Source organism: Methylobacterium sp. JK268, from assembly GCF_054052225.1.
On record NZ_JBSVZN010000026.1, the window covers coordinates 26,641 to 46,713 of the forward strand.

Sequence of the window (20,073 nt, forward strand, 5' to 3'; positions counted from 1 at the left end):
GGGAGAGTGCGATGAAACTGCTTCTGGCGGCAACGCCCCTGACCGGGCACCTCAATCCGCTCCTCGCGGTGGCGCGGGTGGCGGCCGGCCGCGGCGACGAGGTCGTGGTCGTCACCTCGGAGGACGCGCGCCCCAAGGTCGAGGCGGCGGGATTCCGCTGCGTGGCCTACGCCAACGACCACTCGGCGGAGTATCGGGAGACCTCCCTGCCGGTCGGCCCGGAGCGGGGACGGCGGGAATTCGAGCAGCGCTTCATCGCCATCATGCCGCGGCAGGCGGAGGTTCTGCGCGCGGTGGTCGCGGCCGAGCGCCCCGACGCGATCGTGGCGGGGAGCCTGTTCCTCGGCGTGCTGCCGCTCCTCCTCGACCCGGCGCCGCGGCCCCCGGTGATCCTCTGCAACGTGAGCTTCCTGTTCCTCGACCGGCCGGACGGGGCGCCGCTGGGCCCCGGCTTCCCGCCGGCCCGGGACGCGGCGGAGCGGGCGCGCTACGCGGCGATCCGCCAGCAGGTCGACGTCGCCTTCACCCAGCCGGTCCGCGCCGCCGCGGACGCGGCGCTCGCCCGGATGGGCCTGCCGGGCCTGCCGGCCTCGCTCACCCAGTCCATCCTCACCCTGCCGGACGCGGTGATCCAGCTGACGATCCCGGATTTCGAGTACGATTTCGCGCCGCTCCCGCCCGGGATCCGCTTCGTCGGCGCGCTGCCGCCGCCCGCCGTCGCGGGCCCGAACCCGGATTGGTGGCCGGACCTCGGTTCGAGCCGGCGCATCGTGCTCGTCACGCAGGGGACCTTGGCCAACGCGGATTTCGGCGAGGTCGTGGCGCCGACCCTGCGGGCGCTCGCCGACCGGACCGACGTGCTCGCGGTGGCGACGACCGGGGGCCGGCCCGTCGAGGCGATCGGGATCCCGATCCCGGCCAATGCTCGGGTCGCGTCCTTCCTGCCCTTCGCCGACCTGATGCCGCGGGTCGCCGCCCTGGTCACGAACGGGGGCTACGGCACGGTGCTCTCGGCCCTGCAGGCCGGCGTTCCGATCGTCTCGGCCGGGATGACGGAGGACAAGGCGGAGGTCGGCGCACGGGTCGGCTGGTCCGGGACCGGGATCTTCCTGCGCGAAGATGCGTCCGACCCAGCGGCCCTGCGGCGGGCGGTCGATGCCGTGCTCGACGAACCCGGTTATCGCGCCCGGGCGCGCGAGCTGGCGACGAGCTTCGCGCGGCACGACACGCCGCGGGAGATCCTGGCGGTGATCGACGGGGTGGTCGGCGCGAGGCATTGACCGGCCGGATCTGTCGGAACGGCGCGGAGCTGCGCCGTTGGACCGCGAAACGCCGGACACGCGCCTCCGTCGCGGTGCCTGAACGCGCCGTTGCGCGGTCCGATTGATTGCCGCGTGAATCCCTCAACCTTCGGCCCGTAGATCGCGGCGCCCGGCGCGGCCCAGGATGGCGCGTCGGCCCGTCGGATGGGCGCGGGGGATGCATGCCGTAAAGGAGCCCGTTCGGGCCGAACCCTCCGGACATCGATCACGGAGACAGGGCTCGGGCCCTCGACTGGACGCGCTCTGGGAGCAGATCGCGGGCGGACCGGGACCCGACGCGTCGGATTGGCCGCGCGGGAGGGCCCTTGAGTACCTGATCCTGCGCGCCTTCGAACTCGGCGGTGCGGAGGTGGTCTCGCCCTACGCGGTCAGGCTGCACGGCGCGGTCGTCGAGCAGATCGACGGCATGATCGTCAGCGACGGCCTCACGTGCATGGTCGAGGTCAAGGACCAAGCGGACCGCGTCAACGTGGAGCCGCTGGCGAAGGTGCGCAACCAGTTGCTCCGGAGACCAGCGGGCGTGGTCGGCAGCGTGTTCAGCCGCGGCGGTTTCACGGAGCCGGCCGTCACGCTGGCGCACTTCATGGCGCCGCATGCCATCCTCCTGTGGCAGGGTCCCGAGATCGCGTATCTCCTCGCCAAGCGAGATTTCGGGCGTGCCCTGAAGCTCACGTACCGGGTCCTGATGCAGGACGGGAAGCCCGATTTCGACTCGCGCGCCCGACACCTGGGATGAGCACTTACGTCATCACCGAGGGGGCGGCCGAGGCGGCGATCCTGCGCGCATTCCTCGCGGAATTGGGCGTCGGCGGCGTTCAGGTCGTGGAGGCGGGCGGCAAGTCCTCCGCGATCTCCCTCGGCACGTCGCTGGCGCTCAAGGATCAGGCCCGAGTCGCGGTGATCGTCGACGCCGATACGACCGATGACGGGCGGATCAGGAAGCAGCAGATGATCTTCCGCGACCTCGTGCCTCCGCGCGCCGGCGAAGACCGGTGTCGATTGTTCCTGGCCGTACCAACCGTCGAGGGTCAACTGCTCCCGACGGCCGCGCCCGTCCCGGCCGCGCTCGACGGCGATCGCGAGCCGTTTCGGGAGCGGGCCGCGCCCGGTCTCCCGCCTGCGAACGGGTCCTCGGCGACGGCCAGCCCTCCGCTGCTGGACGACCTCGTGGCGTTCCTACAGGGTGCCTCATCCGCCCCGAACGGCAGGCTCGACGCCTGAGCGCGCCCTCGCGGAGGCCGTGCTCCCTACACCGTCACCTGGGTGCCGACCTCGACCACGCGCCCAGTCGGGATCTGGAAGAAGTCCGTGGCGTCGTTGGCGTTGCGGGCGAGCCCGATGAAGATCCGGTCCTGCCAGAGCGGCATGCCCGATTGCGCGGCCGGCCGGATCGAGCGCCGGGACAGGAAGAACGACGTCGCCATGATGTCGAACTTGAAGCCCTGCTTGCGCAGCAGCGCCAGCCCCTTCGGGATGTTCGGCGATTCCATGTAGCCGAACTTCATCACCACCTTCCAGAAATGCGGCCCCATCGGCTCGATCCGGATCCGGTCGGCGTCGTTCAGGCGCGGCAGGTCGATGGTCTTGACCGTGAGCACGACGTTCTTCTCGTGCAGCACCTTGTTGTGCTTCAGGTTGTGGAGCAGCGCGGCCGGCGCCGTCTCGGGATCGCTGGTCAGGAACACCGCCGTGCCCTTGACGTGGTGGGGCGGGCTCTTCTCCAGCATGCCGACGAGCTCAGTCAGGGGCACGTCGGTCTTGCGGGTCTTGTTGAACAGGATGGTGACGCCCCGCACCCAGGTCCACATGATCAGGACCAGCACGCCCGCGATCATCAGCGGGACGTAGCCGCCCTCGAAGACCTTCAGCAGGTTCGAGACCAGGAACATGATCTCGATGGCGATGAAGGGCACCATCGCGGCGCCGGCCGCCAGCGGCGACCAGTGCCAGAACCGCCACAGGACCAGGAAGGCGAGGCAGGCCGTGATCAGCATCGTGCCGGTGACGGCGATGCCGTAGGCCGAGGCGAGGCCGCTGGAGGTGCGGAACAGGAAGACCAGCACGACGACGCCCAGCAGCAGCAGCGTGTTGATCTGCGGCAGGAAGATCTGGCCGGAATGCGACTCGGAGGTGTGGCGGATCTCCAGCCGCGGCAGCAGACCGAGCTGCACGGCCTGCCGCGACAAGGAGAAGGCGCCGGTGATCACCGCCTGGCTGGCGATCACCGTCGCCAGGGTGGCGAGGATCACCATCGGCAGCAGCGCCCACTCGGGCACGAGCTGGAAGAACGGGTCCGTCGCGTCCGGGTGGGCGAGCACGAGCGCCGCCTGGCCCAGGTAGTTGAGGGCGAGCGAGGGGCCGACGATGGCGCTCCAGGCGGCCTGGATGGGCCGGCGGCCGAAATGGCCGAGATCCGCGAACAGCGCCTCAGCGCCGGTCACCGCGAGGAAGACCGCGCCGAGCACCACGAGGGCGCCGGTGCCGTGGCCGACGAGATAGGTCGCCGCGTGCCAGGGATTGAGCGCGAGCAGCACGTCGGGCCGCCGCCAGATGTGCGGCAGCGCCGCGACCGCCAGGGCGGCGAACCAGACCAGCATGATGGGACCGAAGAAGGTCGCCATCCGGCCGGTGCCCCGGCTCTGGACCAGGAACAGCGGCACGATGATCGCGATCGTGATCGGCAGGACGGAGTTGTCGAAGGCCGGGGTGACGAGCTTCAGGCCCTCCACGGCCGAGAGCACCGAGATCGCCGGGGTGATGATCGCGTCCCCGTAGAACAGGGCGGCGCCGAGCAGCCCCAGCATGAACACAGTGCGCGATCCGCCCAGCGCCTTGCGGGCGAGCGCCATCAGCGAGAGGATGCCGCCCTCGCCCCGGTTGTCCATGTGCAGGAGCAGCAGGACGTACTTCACGGTGACGATCAGGATCAGCGCCCAGAGCAGCAGCGAGACCGTGCCCAGCACCTCCTCCGGCGGGACGATTCCGTCCGAGCGGCCGGGCCCCAGCGCCTCGCGGAAGGCGTAGAGCGGGCTGGTGCCGATGTCGCCGTAGACGACCCCGATCGAGCCGATGAACAGCGTCCAGAACTTGGCATGCGTCCCGGAATGGCCCTCCGGCTCGTCGACGCTGCCGGCCGGACTCGGCGGGCCGCCGCTCGGGGGCGTGAGAGTTTCGGGCGGGGCGCTCGGAGAACCACCCGCGGGCACGGCTGACTGGGTCATGGCTGATCGGGAATGCGCCCGCGAGCGGCGCGGGCCGCCGGGCATGCTAATGGGCCATTCGGCGGCACGAAGCCTTGGAGGCCGGACGCGCGGCGCGCGCCCGCCTCGAATTTGACGCGTTCATAGCACGCGCCCACCCGCGTGCCTAGCTTTCGCCCCCGCCGCACCGGCAGGTGCCGGGCGGGGCGGGCCACCTTACTCCGCGGCGGTGCGCCGGCCCTGGCCGAAGCGCCGCTCGATGTAGTCGATCACGATGGTCTCGAAATCCTTGGCCAGGGTGGCGCCGCGCAGCGTCATCGCCTTCTTGCCGTCGATGAAGACCGGGGCGGTGGGGGTCTCGCCGGTGCCGGGCAGCGAGATGCCGATATCGGCGTGCTTCGATTCGCCCGGCCCATTCACGATGCAGCCCATCACCGCCACGTTCAGGGTCTCGACGCCCGGATAGGTCTTGCGCCATTCCGGCATCGAGGCGGCGATCCAGTTCTGGATGTCGCGGGCGAGTTCCTGGAACACCGTCGAGGTGGTGCGCCCGCAGCCGGGGCAGGCCGCGACGAGCGGCACGAAGGTGCGGAAACCCATGGTCTGCAGGAGTTCCTGCGCGGCCTTCACCTCCACGGTGCGGTCGCCGCCCGGCTCCGGCGTCAGGGAGTAGCGGATCGTGTCGCCGATCCCCTCCTGGAGCAGCACGCCCATGGCGGCCGAGGCCGCCACGACGCCCTTCGTGCCCATGCCGGCCTCGGTGAGGCCGAGATGGATGGCGTAGTCGCCGCGGCGGGCGACCTCCCGGTAGACGGCGATCAGGTCCTGCACCGCCGAGACCTTGGCGGAGAGCACGATCCGGTCCTTCGGCAGGCCGATCTCGACGGCGCGGTCCGCCGAGAGCAGGGCCGACTGCACCATCGCCTCGCGCATCACCGCGCGGGCGTCGAGGGGCTTCTCGCTCTTGGCGTTGGCGTCCATCAGCGAGGTCAGGAGGGCCTCGTCGAGGGAGCCCCAGTTGGCGCCGATCCGCACCGCCTTGCCGTAGCGAGCCGCCGTCTCGACGATGGTCGAGAACTGCAGGTCCTTCTTCTCCTTGAAGCCGACATTGCCCGGGTTGATCCGGTACTTCGCCAGCGCCTCGGCGCAGGCCGGGTGGTCGGCGAGCAGCTTGTGCCCGATGTAGTGGAAGTCCCCGACCAGCGGCACGTGGACGCCGATGCGATCCAGCCGCTCGCGGATCTTCGGCACCGCCGCCGCCGCCTCGTCGCGGTCGACCGTGATGCGCACGATCTCGGAACCGGCCCGGTTCAGGGCGGCGACCTGCGCCACGGTGGCGTCGATGTCCGCCGTGTCGGTGTTGGTCATGGACTGGACCACGATCGGGGCGCCGCCACCGATCGTCACGGCGCCCTCGCCCTCGCCGATCCGTACGCCGACGGTGCCGTGCCGGGGCGCGGGGCCAGCGATCTCGGGCGCGGCGGACGCGTCGACGGCGCGGGCGTCCTGGGCTTGGGTGTGGGCTTGCATCGGATCCCTCGTGCCGGGCTTTTCGCGCTCCGGCGTCAAGCGTTTAGCTGATCCTGCGCGCGGCCGGCGTCAAGTCTGTGACGCCGCGCACGCCCCCGGCTCCGCACCGGACGACCGACCCGGGAGGTTCACCGCTTCATGGCCCATCGGGCCGCCCCTGTCGAGGCGGCCCGCGCCGGGCAGGGTTGCATGGCCTGTGCGACGCACCAAATTATATCGCAGTGCAACAACGCTCCGGCAGGCCATGACCGACTCGCTCGACAGAACCCGCCCCCCTCCGGCCGATCCCCTTGGCGTGGAGGCGGTGCACGGCGGCAAGGCGCCCGCGCCCGGGGGCGGCGCCCACCCCCTGGCCGGGCCGCGGGCCGAGAAGGGGATCGCGCTCGCGCTCCAGGGCGGCGGCGCCCACGGCGCCTTCACCTGGGGCGTGCTCGACGCGCTGATCGAGGACGGGCGGCTCGCCTTCGAGGCGATCACCGGGGCGAGCGCCGGAGCGATGAACGCGGTGGTGATGACCCACGGCTGGCTCAAGGGCGGCCCCGACGGGGCGCGGGCGCAACTCGAAGCCTTCTGGAAGGAGGTGAGCCTCGACGGCGACCTCCCGCGCTCGCAGCAGAATCTGGTCGAGGGGATGATGCGCCTGTGGCGGCGCAGCCCCCTGGCCGAGGTCTGGACCAGCCTCGCCAGCCCCTACGAGGCCAATCCCCTGAACCTCAACCCGCTCAAGCGGGCGCTGACCGACACGGTGGATTTCGATGCCCTGCGCAGCGGGAACGAGACGCCGCTCTTCATCTCGGCCACCAATGTCTGGACCGGGAAGATCGCGGTGTTCGAGGGCCGCGACCTCACGGCCGACCACGTCATGGCCTCGGCCTGCCTGCCGACAGTGTTCCAGGCGGTGGAGATCGACGGCGTGCCCTACTGGGACGGGGGCTACCTCGGCAACCCGCCGCTCTACCCACTCTACCACGGTGCCGAGACCCGCGACTTCCTCCTCGTCCAGATCAATCCCGTGGAGCGGCGCGAGACGCCGCGCACGCCTCAGGAGATCCGAGACCGCCTCAACGAGATCACCTTCAACGGCAACCTGCTGCGCGAATTGCGGGGGATCGACTTCGTGCAGCAGTTGATCGACGAGGGGGCGCTGGCGCCGGAGGGCTATCGGCCGGTGCGCCTGCATCGGATCGACGGCAGCGGCGCGCTCGACGATTACGCGGCCTCGACGAAGCTCAAGGCGCAGTGGCCGTTCCTGCTCCAGCTGCGCGACGCCGGACGGGAGGCGGCGAAGGCGTGGCTGGCGCAGCATTTCGACGCGGTCGGGCGTGAGAGCACGCTGGACCTGCGGGCGATGTACGGGTGATCCGTCTCACCAAGCCCGCGCGGCGGAGCTTTGCTCCGCACGCCTGAGCAAACCGATGTCCGCATTGGCGTGCGAGGCGCAGCATCGCCGAGCAATCGATCGCACATCGTATAAGTTCGTCACCAGCATAGCGGACCCTGGCGGATAAAACCCGGGACGCTTGATGACAGCCTCCTCTTTTCCGGATGCTGTGGCGTCAGCGGAAGGAGATCCGGAATCCAGCACGGGACTCTGCCGCGAAGCGGCTCCGAATGCCAAGACCAGTGTTGAAAAGCAGTCGATTCGCGGAGTCTTGCACTGGTTTCCGGCTCGCATTCCGCTGGCGCTCCATGCGCCCGGAAAAGGGCGGAGAGGGTGGTGTGAACCTGCGACCCAATCGGACAGCCCCGCGAGTCGGTTTCTGCCTGGGACGTCGCAGATCGTCCTCTGCTTTTCCGGCTCGGTCCGAGCCCACGCCCCGACCGCCTGAGCCGGATGCGGCCCGCAGACCGTCGCGAGCCACCGCGGCCCGTCCTTGCGCGGGATCCCGGCTCTCGTTCCGCCGATGCTGATCTCGTGCGGGACGGGGGACCCTCGACCAGGCGCCGTCAGCCCGCCTTGAACCGCCAGACGCCGGTGCGCTTGATCTCCGCATCCTCCAGCGCCCGGGTGACCGGGACCTCGTAGGTGGCGAGGCGCTCCAGGCGGTCCTGCGGCAGGTAGGCCCGCCCTGGATCGCCCAGCAGCACGCGGGCGCCGCGGGCCTGGAGGCGCGAGAGCCAGTCGCTCACTCGGGCGGCGAGGTCGCGCTCGTAGAAGATGTCCGCCGCGAGCACGCAGTCCCAGCCGTGGTCGCGGCCGATCAGGTCGCCCGCCACCGCGCGGACGCGTTCCCCGATGCCGTTCTCGGCGGCGTTGAGGCCGATCGCCGCGATCGCGAAGGGATCGAGGTCGCTCGCCTCCACCGACGCGGCCCCGGCCCTCGCCGCCGCGATGGCGACGAGCCCGGAGCCCGAGGCGAAATCGAGGAGGCGCCCCCCGGCCACGCTCTCCGGATGGTCGAGGACGTAGCGCGCGAGGCCCTGGCCGCCGGCCCAGGCGAAGGCCCAGAAGGGTGGGGGCAGGCCGATCTCGCCGAGTTCCTCCTCGGTGCGGCCCCACAGGTCCGTGGCCTCGTCGGCGACGTGGAGGCGGATCTCGGGGGCGTGCGGCACCGGGCGCAGGCGGGTGTTGTCGCGGATGAAGCGCAGGGGATCGAGCGCGGGCGCGGTCATGAGGCCAGCATCTCCGCGTGGAGCCGGGCCACGGCGCCGGCCACGGCCGCCTCGGTGAAGCCCCCGTCGAGGATCCGCCGCCGCGCGGCGGCGCCCATGGCGGCGAGGCGGTCCGGGTCGGCGGCGAGTCCCGCGAGCGCCGCCGCCAGCGCTCCCGGATCGTCCGGCGGGACGAGCAGGCCCTCGATCCCGTCGCGGACGAGCGCGCGGCAGCCCGGCACGTCGGTGGTGACGATGGCGCGGCCGCTCGCGGCGGCTTCGAGAAGGGCGCGGGGGAGCCCCTCGCCGCCGCGGCTGGGCAGGCAGGCCACCTGCGCGGCGGCCAGCGCCCCCGCCACGTCGGCGGTGGCGCCGTGCCACGCGACCCCGTCCCGCGACCAGCCGCGCAGGGTCGCCTCCGGGATCGCGCGCCGGTTCGACGGGTCCGGCGCGCCGTGGAGGACGAGTTCGACGGCCGCGCCCTGGCCGCGCGCGAGGCGGACCGCCTCCACGGCGGTGTCGATCCCCTTCGACCACAGCATCCGGGCGACCAGCGCGACCCGCAGGGGCGGCATGGGCGGCAGCGGCGCCGGACTCCAGGCCGCCGGATCGATGCCGGCGCCCCCCACGATGGTGACGCGGGGATCGGCCGGATCGAGGCCGAGAAGCGCGGCGTCGTCGGGGTTCTCGAACAGGTAGCGGGTGGCCCGGGTCTCCAGGCCGCCGCGGATCAGGCGGCGCAGGGCGCCGCGGGCGAGCCGCCCGGCCCGATCGCGCCGCGCGCCGATCAGGCCGAGGCCGGTGAGCGCGTAGACCCGCCGCGGGATGCCCGCCAGGGTGGCGGCCGCGCCGCCGACCAGGATGCCGCGCAGCGCGATGCAGTGGACGAGGTCGGCCCGCAGGGCGCGCAGGATCGCCGCGAGCTGGCCGGCCGCGTAACCGGCCGCCATCGGGTTGAGGCTGGAGCGCTCCGCGTCGAGGGCGACGACCCGGGCGCCGGTGGCCTCGATCGGCGCGCGGTGGTCCCGCACCCGGGTCACCACCGCGACCCGGTGGCCGGCCGCCACCGCCGCGCGGGCCATCGGCAGGAAGTGCGAGGCGAAGAACCAGTCCTCCGTGACCACGAAGGCGATGGTCCTGCTGCCGTCCTGCTGGGTCACGCGGGTCTCCCTGTCGCTGGACCCTCCTAACGCGCGCCGGGGGCGGGCGAAACTCCCCGGGAAGCGCCCGGGAGGAACCCGGAGCGGCACGCTCCGGTTGAAGTACCTCAACGCGGCGTCCCGCCGAGAAGAGACCCTGCATGCTGTCGGATCCCGAGACGACGCCCCCCGCGCCCGAGGATCGCATCGACGCCCGCGATGCCGCCCGCGAGGTCGGCCTGCGCTACGTGAGCGACGAGGAGCCGGGCTACCGGCGCAAGCGCAACGGGCGCGGCTTCCGCTACATCGACCCGCAGGGCCGGCCCGTGCGCGAGGCGGCGGTGCTGAAGCGGATCAGGGGCCTGGCGATCCCGCCCGCCTACACGGATGTGTGGATCTGCCGCCACGCCAACGGCCACATCCAGGCGACCGGGCGCGACGACCGCGGCCGCAAGCAGTACCGCTACCACCCGCAATTCCGGGAGGCGCGGGAATCGACCAAGTTCGCCCACATGATGGCCTTCGCCGAGGCGCTCCCGGGCCTGCGGGCCAAGGTGCGGGAGCACATGGCCCTGCGCGGCCTGCCGCGCGAGAAGGTGCTCGCCACGGTCGTGTACCTGCTGGAGACGACGCTGATCCGGGTCGGGAACGACGATTACGCCCGCGCCAACCGCTCCTACGGGCTCACCACCCTGCGCGATCCCCACGTGAGCATCGAGGGCGCGGAGCTGAAGTTCCGCTTCAAGGGCAAGAGCGGCAAGGTCTGGCAGCTCTCGGTGCGCGACCGCCGGGTGGCGAAGATCGTGAAGGACTGCCAGGACCTGCCCGGCCAGGACCTGTTCCAGTACATCGACGCGGACGGCGTGCAGCGGGACGTGACCTCGGCGGACGTCAACGCCTACCTGCGCGAGATCTCCGGGCGCGACATCACCGCCAAGGATTTCCGCACGTGGTCCGGCACCGTGCTGGCCGCGCTCGCCCTGCGCGAGTTCGAGGCCTTCGACACCCAGGCGGTGGCGAAGCGCAATGTCCGGCAGGCGATCGAGCGGGTGGCGGAGCGGCTCGGCAACACGCCGACCATCTGCCGCAAGTGCTACGTGCACCCCGAGGTCCTGGGCTGCTACCTGGAGGGCGCGTTCCTGCTGCAGGTGCGCGACGAGGTGCAGGAGCAGCTCCGGGAGGAGATCCACCGGCTGCGGCCGGAGGAGACCGCCGTCCTCGCCCTGCTGCAGGCCCGCCTCGGCGCGGCGGCGCAGGCTCGCCCGGAGGCCACGCCGGCGGCCGGCGGGCGCAGCCGCAAGGGGGGCTCCAAACCCCGCGGCCGCTCGGCGGCCCGGCGGGCGGCCTGAGGGGAAGCCGGGGGCGCCCGTGATCCGGCGGCGACCTCCTCAGAAGGAGGCCGCCGCCTCGTGCGCGCTCCGCAGGCGGGGGGCGCGGCTGGCGGCGCCCGGCCGGTAGCCGGCCGGCTCGCTGTCGATCACCGGCGCGAGGCCCATCTGGCGGGCGAGCTGCACGAGGTCCTTGAGCCGTCCGGTCTTGGTCTTGCGGCGCAGGTTCAGGCGGTGGGTCTCGACCGTGCGCACGCTCACCGTGAGGCGGCGGGCGACCTCCTTGTTGCTGAAGCCCGCGCTGAGGAAGCGCAGCACCTCCGCCTCGCGCGGCGTGAGGCCGAGGGCCGCGGCCGCGTCCTGCGGGGCCGCCTGGTCCGGCGCGCTGTCCGCGAGCGGGAGGCCGCGGGCGAGGGCGACGATGGTCGCGCAGATGTCGCGCGGCGCGGCCGTGCGGGCCACGAAGGCGTCCGCGCCCGCCGCCGCGAGCTGGGCGAGCGTCGCCGCCTCCGCCGCCTGGAAGGCGACCAGCACCTTCACGCGGGGATGCCGCTCGCGCAGGGCCGCGATCGCGCCGGCGTGCCGCTCCGGCAGGAAGACCAGGGCGACCCCGTCGAGGGGCGCCCCCGTCGAGGCGGCGTGCAGGTCCGCCTCGTCCACGGTCACGAGCGCGGGATGATGCTCCAGCGTCGCGCGGAAGACGGCCCCGAGATCCGGCGGCTCATCGATGATCAGCACTCTCACGGCGTCACTCATGCCGTTCAGCCTCCGTCTCGGCGCGGCACACGCGCCTGGTTGACGGGCTGTACGGATCAAGGGCCGTTCCAGCGCGGGCGTCCCGGCGGGCCCGGCACCGGGAATCCAGCGGAATCACCTCTCGTTAAGGTTGACGCGCCGCGGCCGCGGCCGTCCCGGACCCGCGGCGCGGGGCAGGGATGGGGGACGGAGCCGCCGTCCGGGCCCAGCGGGCCGGCGCCGATGTCCCGGAACGGGACGCATGCGGGCGTCGGGCGGGACTCCCGGGCGCGCCCGTCGCCGGGCGCCATTGATGCAGTCTGCCGAGGTGGCGCAGGATCAGCCGGCGCGGGCGAGGACGAGGTCGGCGAAGGCCGAGACGACGCGGTTGCGCCCAGTCGACTTGGCCTCGTAGAGGGCGATGTCGGCGCGCTTGTGCAGGCTCGCGGGCGTCTCGCCCTCCGACCACGCGCTCACGCCGAAGCTGCAGGTGAGCTGGACCGGGCCGCGCTTGCCCTTGAAGCGCAGCTGCGTGCAGCGCAGGCGCAGCCGGTTGGCGGCGGCCTCGGCCTCCTCCAGGGTGCGGCCCGGCAGCACGATCCCGAATTCCTCGCCGCCCAGGCGCCCCACGATCGTGTCGGGGATCTCGCCCAGCGCCCGCGCGACGCCCTGGATGGCGAGGTCGCCGACGTCGTGGCCGTGCTCGTCGTTGATCGTCTTGAAGGTGTCGATGTCCGCGAGCACGAAGCCGATGCGGCCGTGATTGCCGGCGCGGTCGGCGAGGTCGCCGAGGCGTTGCAGGAAGGCGCGGCGGTTGAGGAGTTCGGTGAGCGAATCGGTCGCCGCGAGGCGGATCAGCTCGCGCTGCATGGTCGTCATGCGCTCGGCGGCCCGCAGGCGCGCGTAGAGCTCCTCGGCGCCCGGGGGCTTGTCGATGAAGTCGTCCGCGCCGCTGTCCAGCGCCTCGGCGAGGTTGCGGGCATTGCGGGCCGAGGACATCGTGATGATCGAGAGGGGACGGTGGTTCTCGGCGAGCAGGCGCGCCGACCAGCACAGTTCGAGGCCGCTGAGCGGACGCACTTCGAGGCTGGTGATCAGGGCCGTGACGGTATCGTTCGCGGTGACGAAGTCGAGCGCCTCGCGCGAATCCGTGAACGTGTTCACGGTGTAGCCCCGGGGGTCGAGCAGCGCGCTGATCACCTTCAGCACGACCCGGCTCGGATCGACCACGACGATGTGCATGACGCCCCCTGCGCGTTTCCCGGAGGCCCGCGCGGGCGGGCTGTCCTCATTCCGCGACAGTCGCGCATGCCGCTTAACGCCGTCTCAAGAGGACACGCCGAAGGCGAGCCGCCGACCGTCGTCTCGCCGCGAAAGCTTCGCTGTCATGCGGCCCTGCCGTCGGACGCGATGCGCGACGGCAGGGCGGGGGGAAGACTTGGTTCCGACCGCCGACGGATCCGGCGCCGGGACCGCGCGGCCCGATCAATACTCCCAGAAGATGCGCTGCAGCTCCTTGGTGTCGCTGGTCTTGGTGAGGGCGACCGCCGCCAGGATCTTGGCCTTCTGCGGGTTGAGGTCGTGGGCGACGACCCAGTCGAAGCTGTCGTCCGGCTGCTCGGCGTTGCGCAGGACGAAGCCGTCGCCGACCCGCGAGGAACGGATGATCAGCGTGCCCTTCTGGCGCAGGTCCTTCAGGGTGTCGACGAGGTAGCCCGCCACCGAGCCGTTGCCGGTGCCCGCGTGGATGATCGCCTTGGCGCCGGCCTGCACCGCCGCTTGGTAGGGAACCGGGCTCATGTTGCCCGAGCCGTAGACGATCGCCACGTCGGGCAGCGTATCGATGCCCGCGATGTCGAATTCCGACCCGGTGCCGTGCCGCTTCACCGGCGCGCGGAAATAGTAGGTCTTGCCCTCGACCACCATGCCGAGCGGCCCCCACTGGCTGAAGAAGGCGCTGGGCTTGATGTTCACGCGCTTGGTGACGTCGCGCCCGGACTGGATCTCGTCGTTCATGGTCACGAGGACGCCCTTGCCCCGCGAGTCCGGGCTGCCCGCCGTGGCGACCGCGTCCATCAGGTTGAGGGCGCCGTCCGCCGAGAGGGCGGTCGAGGGCCGCATCGAGCCCACCACGACGATCGGCTTGTCGCTGTGCACCACGAGGTTGAGGAAGAAGGCGGTCTCCTCCAGCGTGTCGGTGCCGTGGGTGATCACCACGCCGTCGACGTCGTCCTGCTTCAGGAGGTCGGAGACCCGCTTGGCCAGGGTGACGAGCTGCGCGTTGGTGAAGCTCTCCGAGGCGATCTGGAAGACCTGCTCGCCGCGGACCTCCGCCACCTGGGACAGACCCGGCACCGCCGCGATGAGCTTGTCGACCGGGACCTTGGCGGCCTGGTAGGTGGCGCTGTTGCTGGCATCCGCCCCCGCCCCCGCGATGGTGCCGCCGGTGGCCAGGATCACGACCCGAGGCTTGCCCGTGGTCGCGGCGGTCGAGGGCTGCGGCGCCTCGAGGGCGGCGGCCGGGCCGGCGAGCGGGAGGGCGGCGCCGAGCAGCAGGGCGGCGAGCAGGCGGCGGGAGGGAGAGAGGGACATCGGGCGACCTCGGTGGAGGAATCGGGCGCGGCCTTGCGGCGCGCGCCACGATACGTCGCGGATCGCGCCAGGGAAGCCCACGCGATCTCAGCGCAGGCAGGTCTCCACCGCCGCGCCGATTTCCAGCAGGCGCCGGTCGTGGCCGTGGCGGGCGAGCAGCATCAGTCCGGCCGGCTGCGCCCGGCCGGGCATCGGCAGCGACAGGCCGGTGAGGTCGAAGAGGTTGCCCACCATGGTGTTGCGCAGCATCAGGACGTTGGTGCGCGCGAAGGCCTCGTCGTCGGTCTCCACCGCGGCGATGGCCGGGGCCGGGATCGCCGTCGCCGGCAGGGCGATGGCGTCGTAGGGCATCAGGCGCGCGTCGCAGGCCCGGACCAGGGCCGCGCGGGCGCGCATCATCCGGATATAGGCCGCCGCGCCCACCGGCCGGCCGCGCTCGATGCGCACCCGGACCCGGGGATCCATGGCCGGCCCGTCTCGGTCGAGCCAGTCGGCATGGACCTCGTAGGCCTCGATCGAGGCCAGCGGCGCGGCCGCCGTCGCGGCGGCGAAATCCGCGAGCAGGTCGTCGAGGGCCATGTCGAGGATCCGGGCACCGGCCCGGCCGAGCGTCCCGAGCGCCTCCTCGAAAGAGGCGGCGACGCCCGGGTCGGTCTCGGTGAACAGGAGCCCGCGAGGCACGCCGATGCGCAGGTCCGCCAGCGCGGCGGGTGCGAGGGGGAGGGGCTCCTCGCCCGCCATCACGGCGTCCGCCGCCGCGCAGGCCGCGACCGTGCGGGCGAGGGGTCCGATCGAGTCGAGGGAGGGGCTGAGCGGGAAAGCGCCCGCGAGGGGCACGCGCCGGGCGGTGGGCTTGAACCCGACGACCCCGTTGAGGGAGGCCGGGATGCGCACGGAGCCGCCGGTATCGGTCCCGATCGCCACGTCGCTGGTGCCCAGCGCCGCCGAGACGCCAGCGCCCGAGGAGGAGCCGCCCGGCAGGCGGGCCGGATCGGCGGCGTTGCCGGGCGTGCCGTAATGCGGGTTGAGGCCGAGGCCGGAGAAGGCGAATTCCGACATGTTGGTCTTGCCGACGATCACCGCGCCCGCCCGGCGCAGGCGGGCGACGACCGGCGCGTCGGCGGGGGCGGGCGGGCTCTCGCGCCGGATCGTGGACCCGGCCGTGGTCGGCTCGCCCGCGACGTCGAACAGGTCCTTGATCGAGACGATGACGCCGTCGAGCGGTCCGAGCGAGAGGCCGGCCCGGCGGCGGGCGTCGGCCGCCTCGGCCTCGGCCCGGGCGGTCTCCTCGTAGAGACGGGTGAAGACGTGGCGGCCCGCCGGCTCGGCGATGGCGGCGAGGCGGCGCTCCAGGTCGTCGCGAACGGGCGTAGAGGTCATCGCGGGGTCTCCGGGGGAGGGCGGCTGGCGAGCAGGATGGCGCCGTTCCAGGCGAGGGTCACCAGGAGGGCGAGGGACAGGGCCGCGGCGGCCCCGAGCGGCACGACCGCGACGGCGAGCACCGTCAGCGCGGCGCCGAAGCCGACGAGCCCGGGCAGGCCGAGGACCAGCACCGTCGCGGCGGCCTCGCCGCCGAGCCGCGGATGCAGGATCACCGCCAGGCTCACCATGACGACCGGGGCCAGCGCCAGGATGCCGGCGAGGCCGGGTCCCGCGACGCGGCCCGCGAGCAGCACCAGGGCGACCAGCGCCATGACGATCCCGGCCCGGACCGCGACGTCGCGGGGGCGGCCGGGCCGTCGGGGCACCGGCGCCGGGGGGCAGATGCGCCGCCCGGCGAGCGCGCAGGCAAGGAGCGTGAGGACGGACAGGGCGGCGGCTGGCGCGAGGTCCGGCGCGACGCGCCGCAGCAGCACCGCCGTCGCCGCCCAGGCGAGGAGCCCCGCCCCGAGGGCCGCGGGGAGGCCGCGCCGCGGCGCCAGCGCGGCGTAGACGACCACGAGGACGCCCGTGCCGGCGATCGCCGGCAGGCTCGCCACCGCGCTGGCGCGCAGGAAGTCAGGCCCGTGCTCCAGGGAGAGGAACAGGTAGGCCGGGCCCGCCGAGAGGGGCAGGGTGGCGATCATCGCGCCGACGAGGGGCCCGGTCCGCTCCACAGCCCGTGCGGCGATCACCACCACCGCGGCGCTCGCCAGCATCTTGGCGAGGAGAGGAGCCCAGGCGAGGTCGGCCATGGCGTCAGGACACGACCGGCAGGGTCTCGACGTCGTAGGCGTGGGCGAGGCGCCGCCCGAGCACCGGGTCCTCGATCTCCATCTCGAACCGCGTCGCCGGCCGGATGCCCCCGATCGTCCCCAGCGTCCCGCCGAACATCACGGTGCCGGGCGCCAGCCCCGGTCCGCCGGGCCGCCGCGCCAGCAGGTCGCCCGGTCTGCGCAACGCCGCGAGCGCGCCCTCCTGGTAGAGCACCCGCGTGCCGTCGATCGTCGCGTAGGAGCGCATCACCAGCGCGTCCCAGTGCGGTTCGACCTCGTCGAGGCGCCACAGCTCCGCCCCGACCGGCTTGCCGCAGAGCTGCTTCGACAGGGCGATGCCGATCGTCTCGGCCTTGCGGTCGGTGTGGTCGGAGCCGATCCCGAGCCAGAGTCCATCGGCCAGCCCGACGACGACCGGCTCGGCCTCGCCGGAGGTGTCGGGCCCGAGCACGGTGAGGCGGGGCGCCTGGGTGAGGGTGGCGGCGGCGACCCGGTAGTAGACCGGCACCGCCGAGGGGCGCGGCACGCCGATGGCCGCGAGTTCCTCGATGTGGTGGCGGATCGCCGCCTCGTCGCGACCCGCCCAGCCGGCGATCACCACCGCGTCGGGATCGAACGCGATGGTGTCCCGGCGCCCGCCGGCCGTGCGGTGGAAGGTGAGCATGGCGTGCGTCCTCAGGCGGCGGAGGGGGCGGCCGCGGCTTTGTCGTGCCAGCGGGCGAAGCCGAAGACCAGGATGGCGGCGAGCAATTCGAGGCCCGCCACGAAGGCGAGGCCGCTGGTCGAGGAACCCGTGAGCGAGGTCGACACGCCGACCAGGTAGGGGGCGACGAACCCCGCGAGGTTGCCGATCGCGTTGATCGCCGCGATGGCGCCCGCGGCGGCGGTGCCGGCGAGGAAGGTCTGCGGCAGCGCCCAGAAGACCGGGAAGGCGGCGAGGATGCCGACCGCCGCCACGGTCAGGGCGGCGAGGGCGAGCACGGCCTGGCCGATCAGGGCGCCCGTCGCGGCGAGCCCCGCGGCGGCCACGAGGCTCGCCGCGGCGCAATGCAGGCGCCGCTCCCGGTGGCGGTCGGAATGGGCGCCGTTCCAGACCATCGCGACCGTGCCGGCGACGAACGGGATGGCCGCCAGGAAGCCGATGGCGATCGGGTCGCGCACGCCGATCTCCTTGATGATCGAGGGTGTCCAGAACGCGATGGTGGCGTTGCCGCTGACGATGCAGAAATAGATCAGCGCGCAGAGCCAGACCCGGCCGTCCCGCAGGGCGGCGCCGAACTGCGCCTCCTTGCCGGCGGCCCGGCCCTCGGCCGCGATCTCGGCGCTCATGGCGGCGGCCACGCGCGGGTCGAGCCAGCGCGCCTCCTCGGGCCGGTCCGGCAGCAGGGCGAGGACGGCGATGCCGGCGAGGAGCGAGGGGATGCCCTCCAGGATGAACAGCCACTGCCAGTTGGCGAGGCCGGCGACGCCCCCCATTGTGCCCATGATCACCCCCGCCACCGGGCCGCCCACGATCCCCGCGATGGCGAAGGAGGTCATGAACAGCCCGTTGATCCGCGAGCGGCGGGCGCTCGGGAAGAAGTAGGTCAGGTAGAGCACGACGCCCGGGAAGAAGCCGGCCTCGAACACCCCGAGCAGGAAGCGCACGGCGTAGAAGGCCCATTCGCTGCGGACGAAGGCCAGCGCCATCGAGGCGAGCCCCCACAGGATGGTGATCCGCGCCAGGGTCCGCCGCGCGCCGATCCGCTCCAGCAGCAGGTTGCTCGGCACCTCGAACAGGAAGTAGCCGATGAAGAAGATGCCGGCGCCGAAGCCGTAGACCGCCTCGTTGAAGCGCAGGTCGGACAGCATCTGGAGCTTGGCGAAACCCACGTTCACCCGGTCGATCCAGGCCAGGATGAACAGGATGACCAGGAACGGGATCAGCCGGACCGTCGCCCGGCGATAACCCTCCTCGCGCTCGCTGGCGCTCACCGCGTGTTCCACCCTCGGCATCGCTCTTCTCCCGCGGCCCGCCCGGGCCGATCGGCGCTTTCCCTGGCAAGTACCATGCCTGTGAAATTTCACAAGCCATGCTAAGGCACCCGGAGATCGGAGGTGACGGGGGTCATGGGGGCGGACGGGCGCGCGGCTTTGTCGGAGAACGAGCGGGCCTACCGGCGCCTGAAGGCCGACATCCTGGCGCTGCGGCTCAAGCCGGGGGACACGCTCAACGAGGCGGCGCTCTGCGCCGAGTTCGGCATCGGGCGCACGCCGGTGAACAAGGCGCTGCACCGCCTGATGCACGAGGGGCTGGTGCGGATCCTGCCCCGCAAGGGTGTCCTGGTGCAGCCGCTCTCCCTCGACGAGTTCGCCCAGCTCGTCGAGGTGCGCCGCCTGACGGAGCCGCCCTGCGCGGCGCGGGCGGCGACGCGGATCGGCGCGGAGGACCTCGCGCGGCTCGACGCGGTGCTGGCGGAGGCGCCCGCCGGGCCGGCGGAGGACCTCGACCCGATCCTGGAGGCGGACCGGCGCTTCCACGCACTCATCGCCGCGGCGAGCGGCAACCGGGTGCTGGCCGAGGTGCTCGACGGGCTGCACGGGCGCTCGGTGCGGTTCTGGGCGCTGTCGCTCGGGACGGGCCAGCACCTCGCCGAGGTGGCGCTGGAGCACGCGGCGATCCGCGACGCGCTCGCCCGCCGCGACCCGGAGGCGGCCGCCGCCGCGATGACAGCCCACATCGAGTCCTTCGCGCGGACGCTGGCGGCGCGGCTCGGGTGAGGCGAGGATTGCCGCCGCCCAGATGTCGGGCCACGACCCGGGTAGCCCCGCGCCCCCCGCCGGGGCATAAGGGCTCGCCCCGTCCGGCCCGCGCCGCCCCTCGCCGGGCGATGGCCACCCGCGAGACCGTCCGATGCCCGAACCGACCTCCTGCGTACGCCGCGCGATGCCGACCGGAGGCCGCGGCCGATGAGCGGGCCCGGGGCGCTCGGCGTCGAGATCCGCATCCTCGATCCCCGCCTGCCCGGCTGGGGCTTCCCGCGCTGGGGCTCTGCGCTGGCGGCCGGGCTCGACCTCCACGCCTGCCTCGACGCGCCCCTCGCGCTTCCGCCGCAGGCGCCCCCGGCGCTGATCCCGGCGGGCTTCGCCGCGGCGATCCGGGACCCCGACTGGTGCGGCCTCGTCTTCCCGCGCTCCGGCCTCGGCCACCGCGAGGGGCTGGTGCTCGGCAACACCGTCGGGGTGATCGACGCCGATTACGAGGGCCCCCTGATGCTGTCGGCCTGGAACCGCAATCCTCCGGGGTCGGACCCGCTGACGATCGCGCCGGGCGAGCGCGTCGCGCAGCTCGTCTTCACCCGCGTGACCCGGCCGAGCCTGACCCTGGTCGAGCGCTTCTCGGGCGAGGCGGCGGCGCGCGGCGCCGACGGGTTCGGCTCGACGGGCCGGCGCTGAGGCCG

Annotated in this window: 18 protein-coding genes; 7 read left to right on the forward strand and 11 right to left on the reverse strand. The window is 73.0% G+C overall.

Going from position 1 to position 20,073, the window contains the following annotated elements; genetic code table 11:
- The first annotated feature begins 11 nt into the window (after positions 1–11).
- The 3 genes from ACW9J6_RS23850 to ACW9J6_RS23860 all read left to right on the forward strand — a co-directional run bounded on the left by ACW9J6_RS23850 (position 12) and on the right by ACW9J6_RS23860 (position 2,543).
- Complete coding sequence (locus tag ACW9J6_RS23850; RefSeq protein WP_457115144.1) at positions 12–1,280, forward strand: glycosyltransferase; 1,269 nt, start codon at positions 12–14, stop codon at positions 1,278–1,280.
- Positions 1,281–1,479: 199 nt separating this feature from the next.
- Positions 1,480–2,058 (forward strand): restriction endonuclease, encoded by a 579-nt coding sequence (locus ACW9J6_RS23855; protein WP_457115145.1) that lies wholly within the window; start codon positions 1,480–1,482, stop codon positions 2,056–2,058.
- Entirely contained in the window at positions 2,055–2,543 is a 489-nt protein-coding gene (locus ACW9J6_RS23860) for a hypothetical protein (protein ID WP_457115146.1), read from the forward strand. Before ACW9J6_RS23855 ends, ACW9J6_RS23860 begins: the two co-directional genes overlap by 4 nt.
- Positions 2,544–2,569: 26 nt before the next feature.
- Here ACW9J6_RS23860 and ACW9J6_RS23865 read toward each other — a convergent pair whose 3' ends face one another.
- Together ACW9J6_RS23865 and ispG are read right to left on the reverse strand one after the other, a co-directional pair.
- The gene (locus ACW9J6_RS23865) at positions 2,570–4,543 is read right to left on the reverse strand and encodes a potassium transporter Kup (protein WP_457115147.1); all 1,974 of its coding nucleotides are present in this window, start codon (positions 4,541–4,543) and stop codon (positions 2,570–2,572) included.
- 195 nt (positions 4,544–4,738) lie between these two features.
- Complete coding sequence (gene ispG, locus ACW9J6_RS23870) at positions 4,739–6,052, reverse strand: flavodoxin-dependent (E)-4-hydroxy-3-methylbut-2-enyl-diphosphate synthase (protein ID WP_457115148.1); 1,314 nt, start codon at positions 6,050–6,052, stop codon at positions 4,739–4,741.
- Between the two features lie 244 nt (positions 6,053–6,296).
- On the opposite strand from ispG, the gene ACW9J6_RS23875 reads away from it, so the two are divergent.
- The gene (locus ACW9J6_RS23875; RefSeq protein ID WP_457115149.1) at positions 6,297–7,412 is read left to right on the forward strand and encodes a patatin-like phospholipase family protein; all 1,116 of its coding nucleotides are present in this window, start codon (positions 6,297–6,299) and stop codon (positions 7,410–7,412) included.
- Positions 7,413–7,999: 587 nt separating this feature from the next.
- Here ACW9J6_RS23875 and ACW9J6_RS23880 read toward each other — a convergent pair.
- Positions 8,000–8,665 (reverse strand): class I SAM-dependent methyltransferase, encoded by a 666-nt coding sequence (locus tag ACW9J6_RS23880; protein WP_457115150.1) that lies wholly within the window; start codon positions 8,663–8,665, stop codon positions 8,000–8,002.
- The gene (locus tag ACW9J6_RS23885; RefSeq protein ID WP_457115151.1) at positions 8,662–9,804 is read right to left on the reverse strand and encodes a glycosyltransferase; all 1,143 of its coding nucleotides are present in this window, start codon (positions 9,802–9,804) and stop codon (positions 8,662–8,664) included. The genes ACW9J6_RS23880 and ACW9J6_RS23885 overlap by 4 nt, the downstream gene beginning before the upstream one ends.
- A gap of 140 nt (positions 9,805–9,944) precedes the next feature.
- On the opposite strand from ACW9J6_RS23885, the gene ACW9J6_RS23890 reads away from it, so the two are divergent.
- Positions 9,945–11,132 (forward strand): DNA topoisomerase IB, encoded by a 1,188-nt coding sequence (locus ACW9J6_RS23890; RefSeq protein ID WP_457115152.1) that lies wholly within the window; start codon positions 9,945–9,947, stop codon positions 11,130–11,132.
- A 39-nt stretch (positions 11,133–11,171) separates the two neighbouring features.
- Here the strand turns inward: ACW9J6_RS23890 and ACW9J6_RS23895 are convergent, their stop codons facing one another.
- The 7 genes from ACW9J6_RS23895 to ACW9J6_RS23925 all read right to left on the reverse strand — a co-directional run bounded on the left by ACW9J6_RS23895 (position 11,172) and on the right by ACW9J6_RS23925 (position 18,628).
- Positions 11,172–11,867, reverse strand: a complete 696-nt coding sequence (locus ACW9J6_RS23895; RefSeq protein WP_457115153.1) for a response regulator transcription factor — start codon at positions 11,865–11,867, stop codon at positions 11,172–11,174.
- Between the two features lie 318 nt (positions 11,868–12,185).
- Positions 12,186–13,088: a GGDEF domain-containing response regulator gene (locus ACW9J6_RS23900; RefSeq protein ID WP_457115154.1), complete on the reverse strand. Its 903-nt coding sequence runs from the start codon at positions 13,086–13,088 to the stop codon at positions 12,186–12,188.
- Positions 13,089–13,331: 243 nt separating this feature from the next.
- Positions 13,332–14,438: an asparaginase gene (locus ACW9J6_RS23905; protein ID WP_457115155.1), complete on the reverse strand. Its 1,107-nt coding sequence runs from the start codon at positions 14,436–14,438 to the stop codon at positions 13,332–13,334.
- An 87-nt stretch (positions 14,439–14,525) separates the two neighbouring features.
- Positions 14,526–15,818, reverse strand: coding sequence for an amidase (locus tag ACW9J6_RS23910; RefSeq protein ID WP_457115156.1), 1,293 nt, complete (start codon positions 15,816–15,818; stop codon positions 14,526–14,528).
- Complete coding sequence (locus ACW9J6_RS23915; protein ID WP_457115157.1) at positions 15,815–16,612, reverse strand: hypothetical protein; 798 nt, start codon at positions 16,610–16,612, stop codon at positions 15,815–15,817. Before ACW9J6_RS23915 ends, ACW9J6_RS23910 begins: the two co-directional genes overlap by 4 nt.
- A gap of 4 nt (positions 16,613–16,616) precedes the next feature.
- The gene (locus ACW9J6_RS23920; protein ID WP_457115158.1) at positions 16,617–17,297 is read right to left on the reverse strand and encodes a DUF2848 domain-containing protein; all 681 of its coding nucleotides are present in this window, start codon (positions 17,295–17,297) and stop codon (positions 16,617–16,619) included.
- A gap of 11 nt (positions 17,298–17,308) precedes the next feature.
- On the reverse strand, positions 17,309–18,628 hold the full coding sequence (locus ACW9J6_RS23925) for an MFS transporter (protein ID WP_457115159.1): 1,320 nt from the start codon (positions 18,626–18,628) through the stop codon (positions 17,309–17,311).
- A 102-nt stretch (positions 18,629–18,730) separates the two neighbouring features.
- On the opposite strand from ACW9J6_RS23925, the gene ACW9J6_RS23930 reads away from it, so the two are divergent.
- Entirely contained in the window at positions 18,731–19,393 is a 663-nt protein-coding gene (locus tag ACW9J6_RS23930; protein WP_457115160.1) for a GntR family transcriptional regulator, read from the forward strand.
- 189 nt (positions 19,394–19,582) lie between these two features.
- A complete protein-coding gene (dut, locus tag ACW9J6_RS23935) occupies positions 19,583–20,068 on the forward strand; it encodes a dUTP diphosphatase (protein WP_457115161.1) in 486 nt (161 codons plus the stop codon).
- The last annotated feature ends 5 nt before the right edge of the window (positions 20,069–20,073 follow it).

Bases quoted from the DNA above. Each gene is read 5' to 3' on its own strand.
- ACW9J6_RS23860 (WP_457115146.1), top strand. From the start codon at position 2,055: ATGAGCACTTACGTCATCACCGAGGGGGCGGCCGAGGCGGCGATCCTG.
- ACW9J6_RS23900 (WP_457115154.1), bottom strand. From the start codon at position 13,088: ATGCACATCGTCGTGGTCGATCCGAGCCGGGTCGTGCTGAAGGTGATC.
- ACW9J6_RS23875 (WP_457115149.1), top strand. From the start codon at position 6,297: ATGACCGACTCGCTCGACAGAACCCGCCCCCCTCCGGCCGATCCCCTT.
- ACW9J6_RS23890 (WP_457115152.1), top strand. From the start codon at position 9,945: ATGCTGTCGGATCCCGAGACGACGCCCCCCGCGCCCGAGGATCGCATC.
- ispG (WP_457115148.1), bottom strand. From the start codon at position 6,052: ATGCAAGCCCACACCCAAGCCCAGGACGCCCGCGCCGTCGACGCGTCC.
- ACW9J6_RS23915 (WP_457115157.1), bottom strand. From the start codon at position 16,612: ATGGCCGACCTCGCCTGGGCTCCTCTCCTCGCCAAGATGCTGGCGAGC.
- ACW9J6_RS23910 (WP_457115156.1), bottom strand. From the start codon at position 15,818: ATGACCTCTACGCCCGTTCGCGACGACCTGGAGCGCCGCCTCGCCGCC.
- ACW9J6_RS23880 (WP_457115150.1), bottom strand. From the start codon at position 8,665: ATGACCGCGCCCGCGCTCGATCCCCTGCGCTTCATCCGCGACAACACC.
- ACW9J6_RS23850 (WP_457115144.1), top strand. From the start codon at position 12: ATGAAACTGCTTCTGGCGGCAACGCCCCTGACCGGGCACCTCAATCCG.
- ACW9J6_RS23895 (WP_457115153.1), bottom strand. From the start codon at position 11,867: ATGAGTGACGCCGTGAGAGTGCTGATCATCGATGAGCCGCCGGATCTC.
- dut (WP_457115161.1), top strand. From the start codon at position 19,583: ATGAGCGGGCCCGGGGCGCTCGGCGTCGAGATCCGCATCCTCGATCCC.
- ACW9J6_RS23865 (WP_457115147.1), bottom strand. From the start codon at position 4,543: ATGACCCAGTCAGCCGTGCCCGCGGGTGGTTCTCCGAGCGCCCCGCCC.
- ACW9J6_RS23925 (WP_457115159.1), bottom strand. From the start codon at position 18,628: ATGCCGAGGGTGGAACACGCGGTGAGCGCCAGCGAGCGCGAGGAGGGT.
- ACW9J6_RS23855 (WP_457115145.1), top strand. From the start codon at position 1,480: ATGCATGCCGTAAAGGAGCCCGTTCGGGCCGAACCCTCCGGACATCGA.
- ACW9J6_RS23905 (WP_457115155.1), bottom strand. From the start codon at position 14,438: ATGTCCCTCTCTCCCTCCCGCCGCCTGCTCGCCGCCCTGCTGCTCGGC.
- ACW9J6_RS23920 (WP_457115158.1), bottom strand. From the start codon at position 17,297: ATGCTCACCTTCCACCGCACGGCCGGCGGGCGCCGGGACACCATCGCG.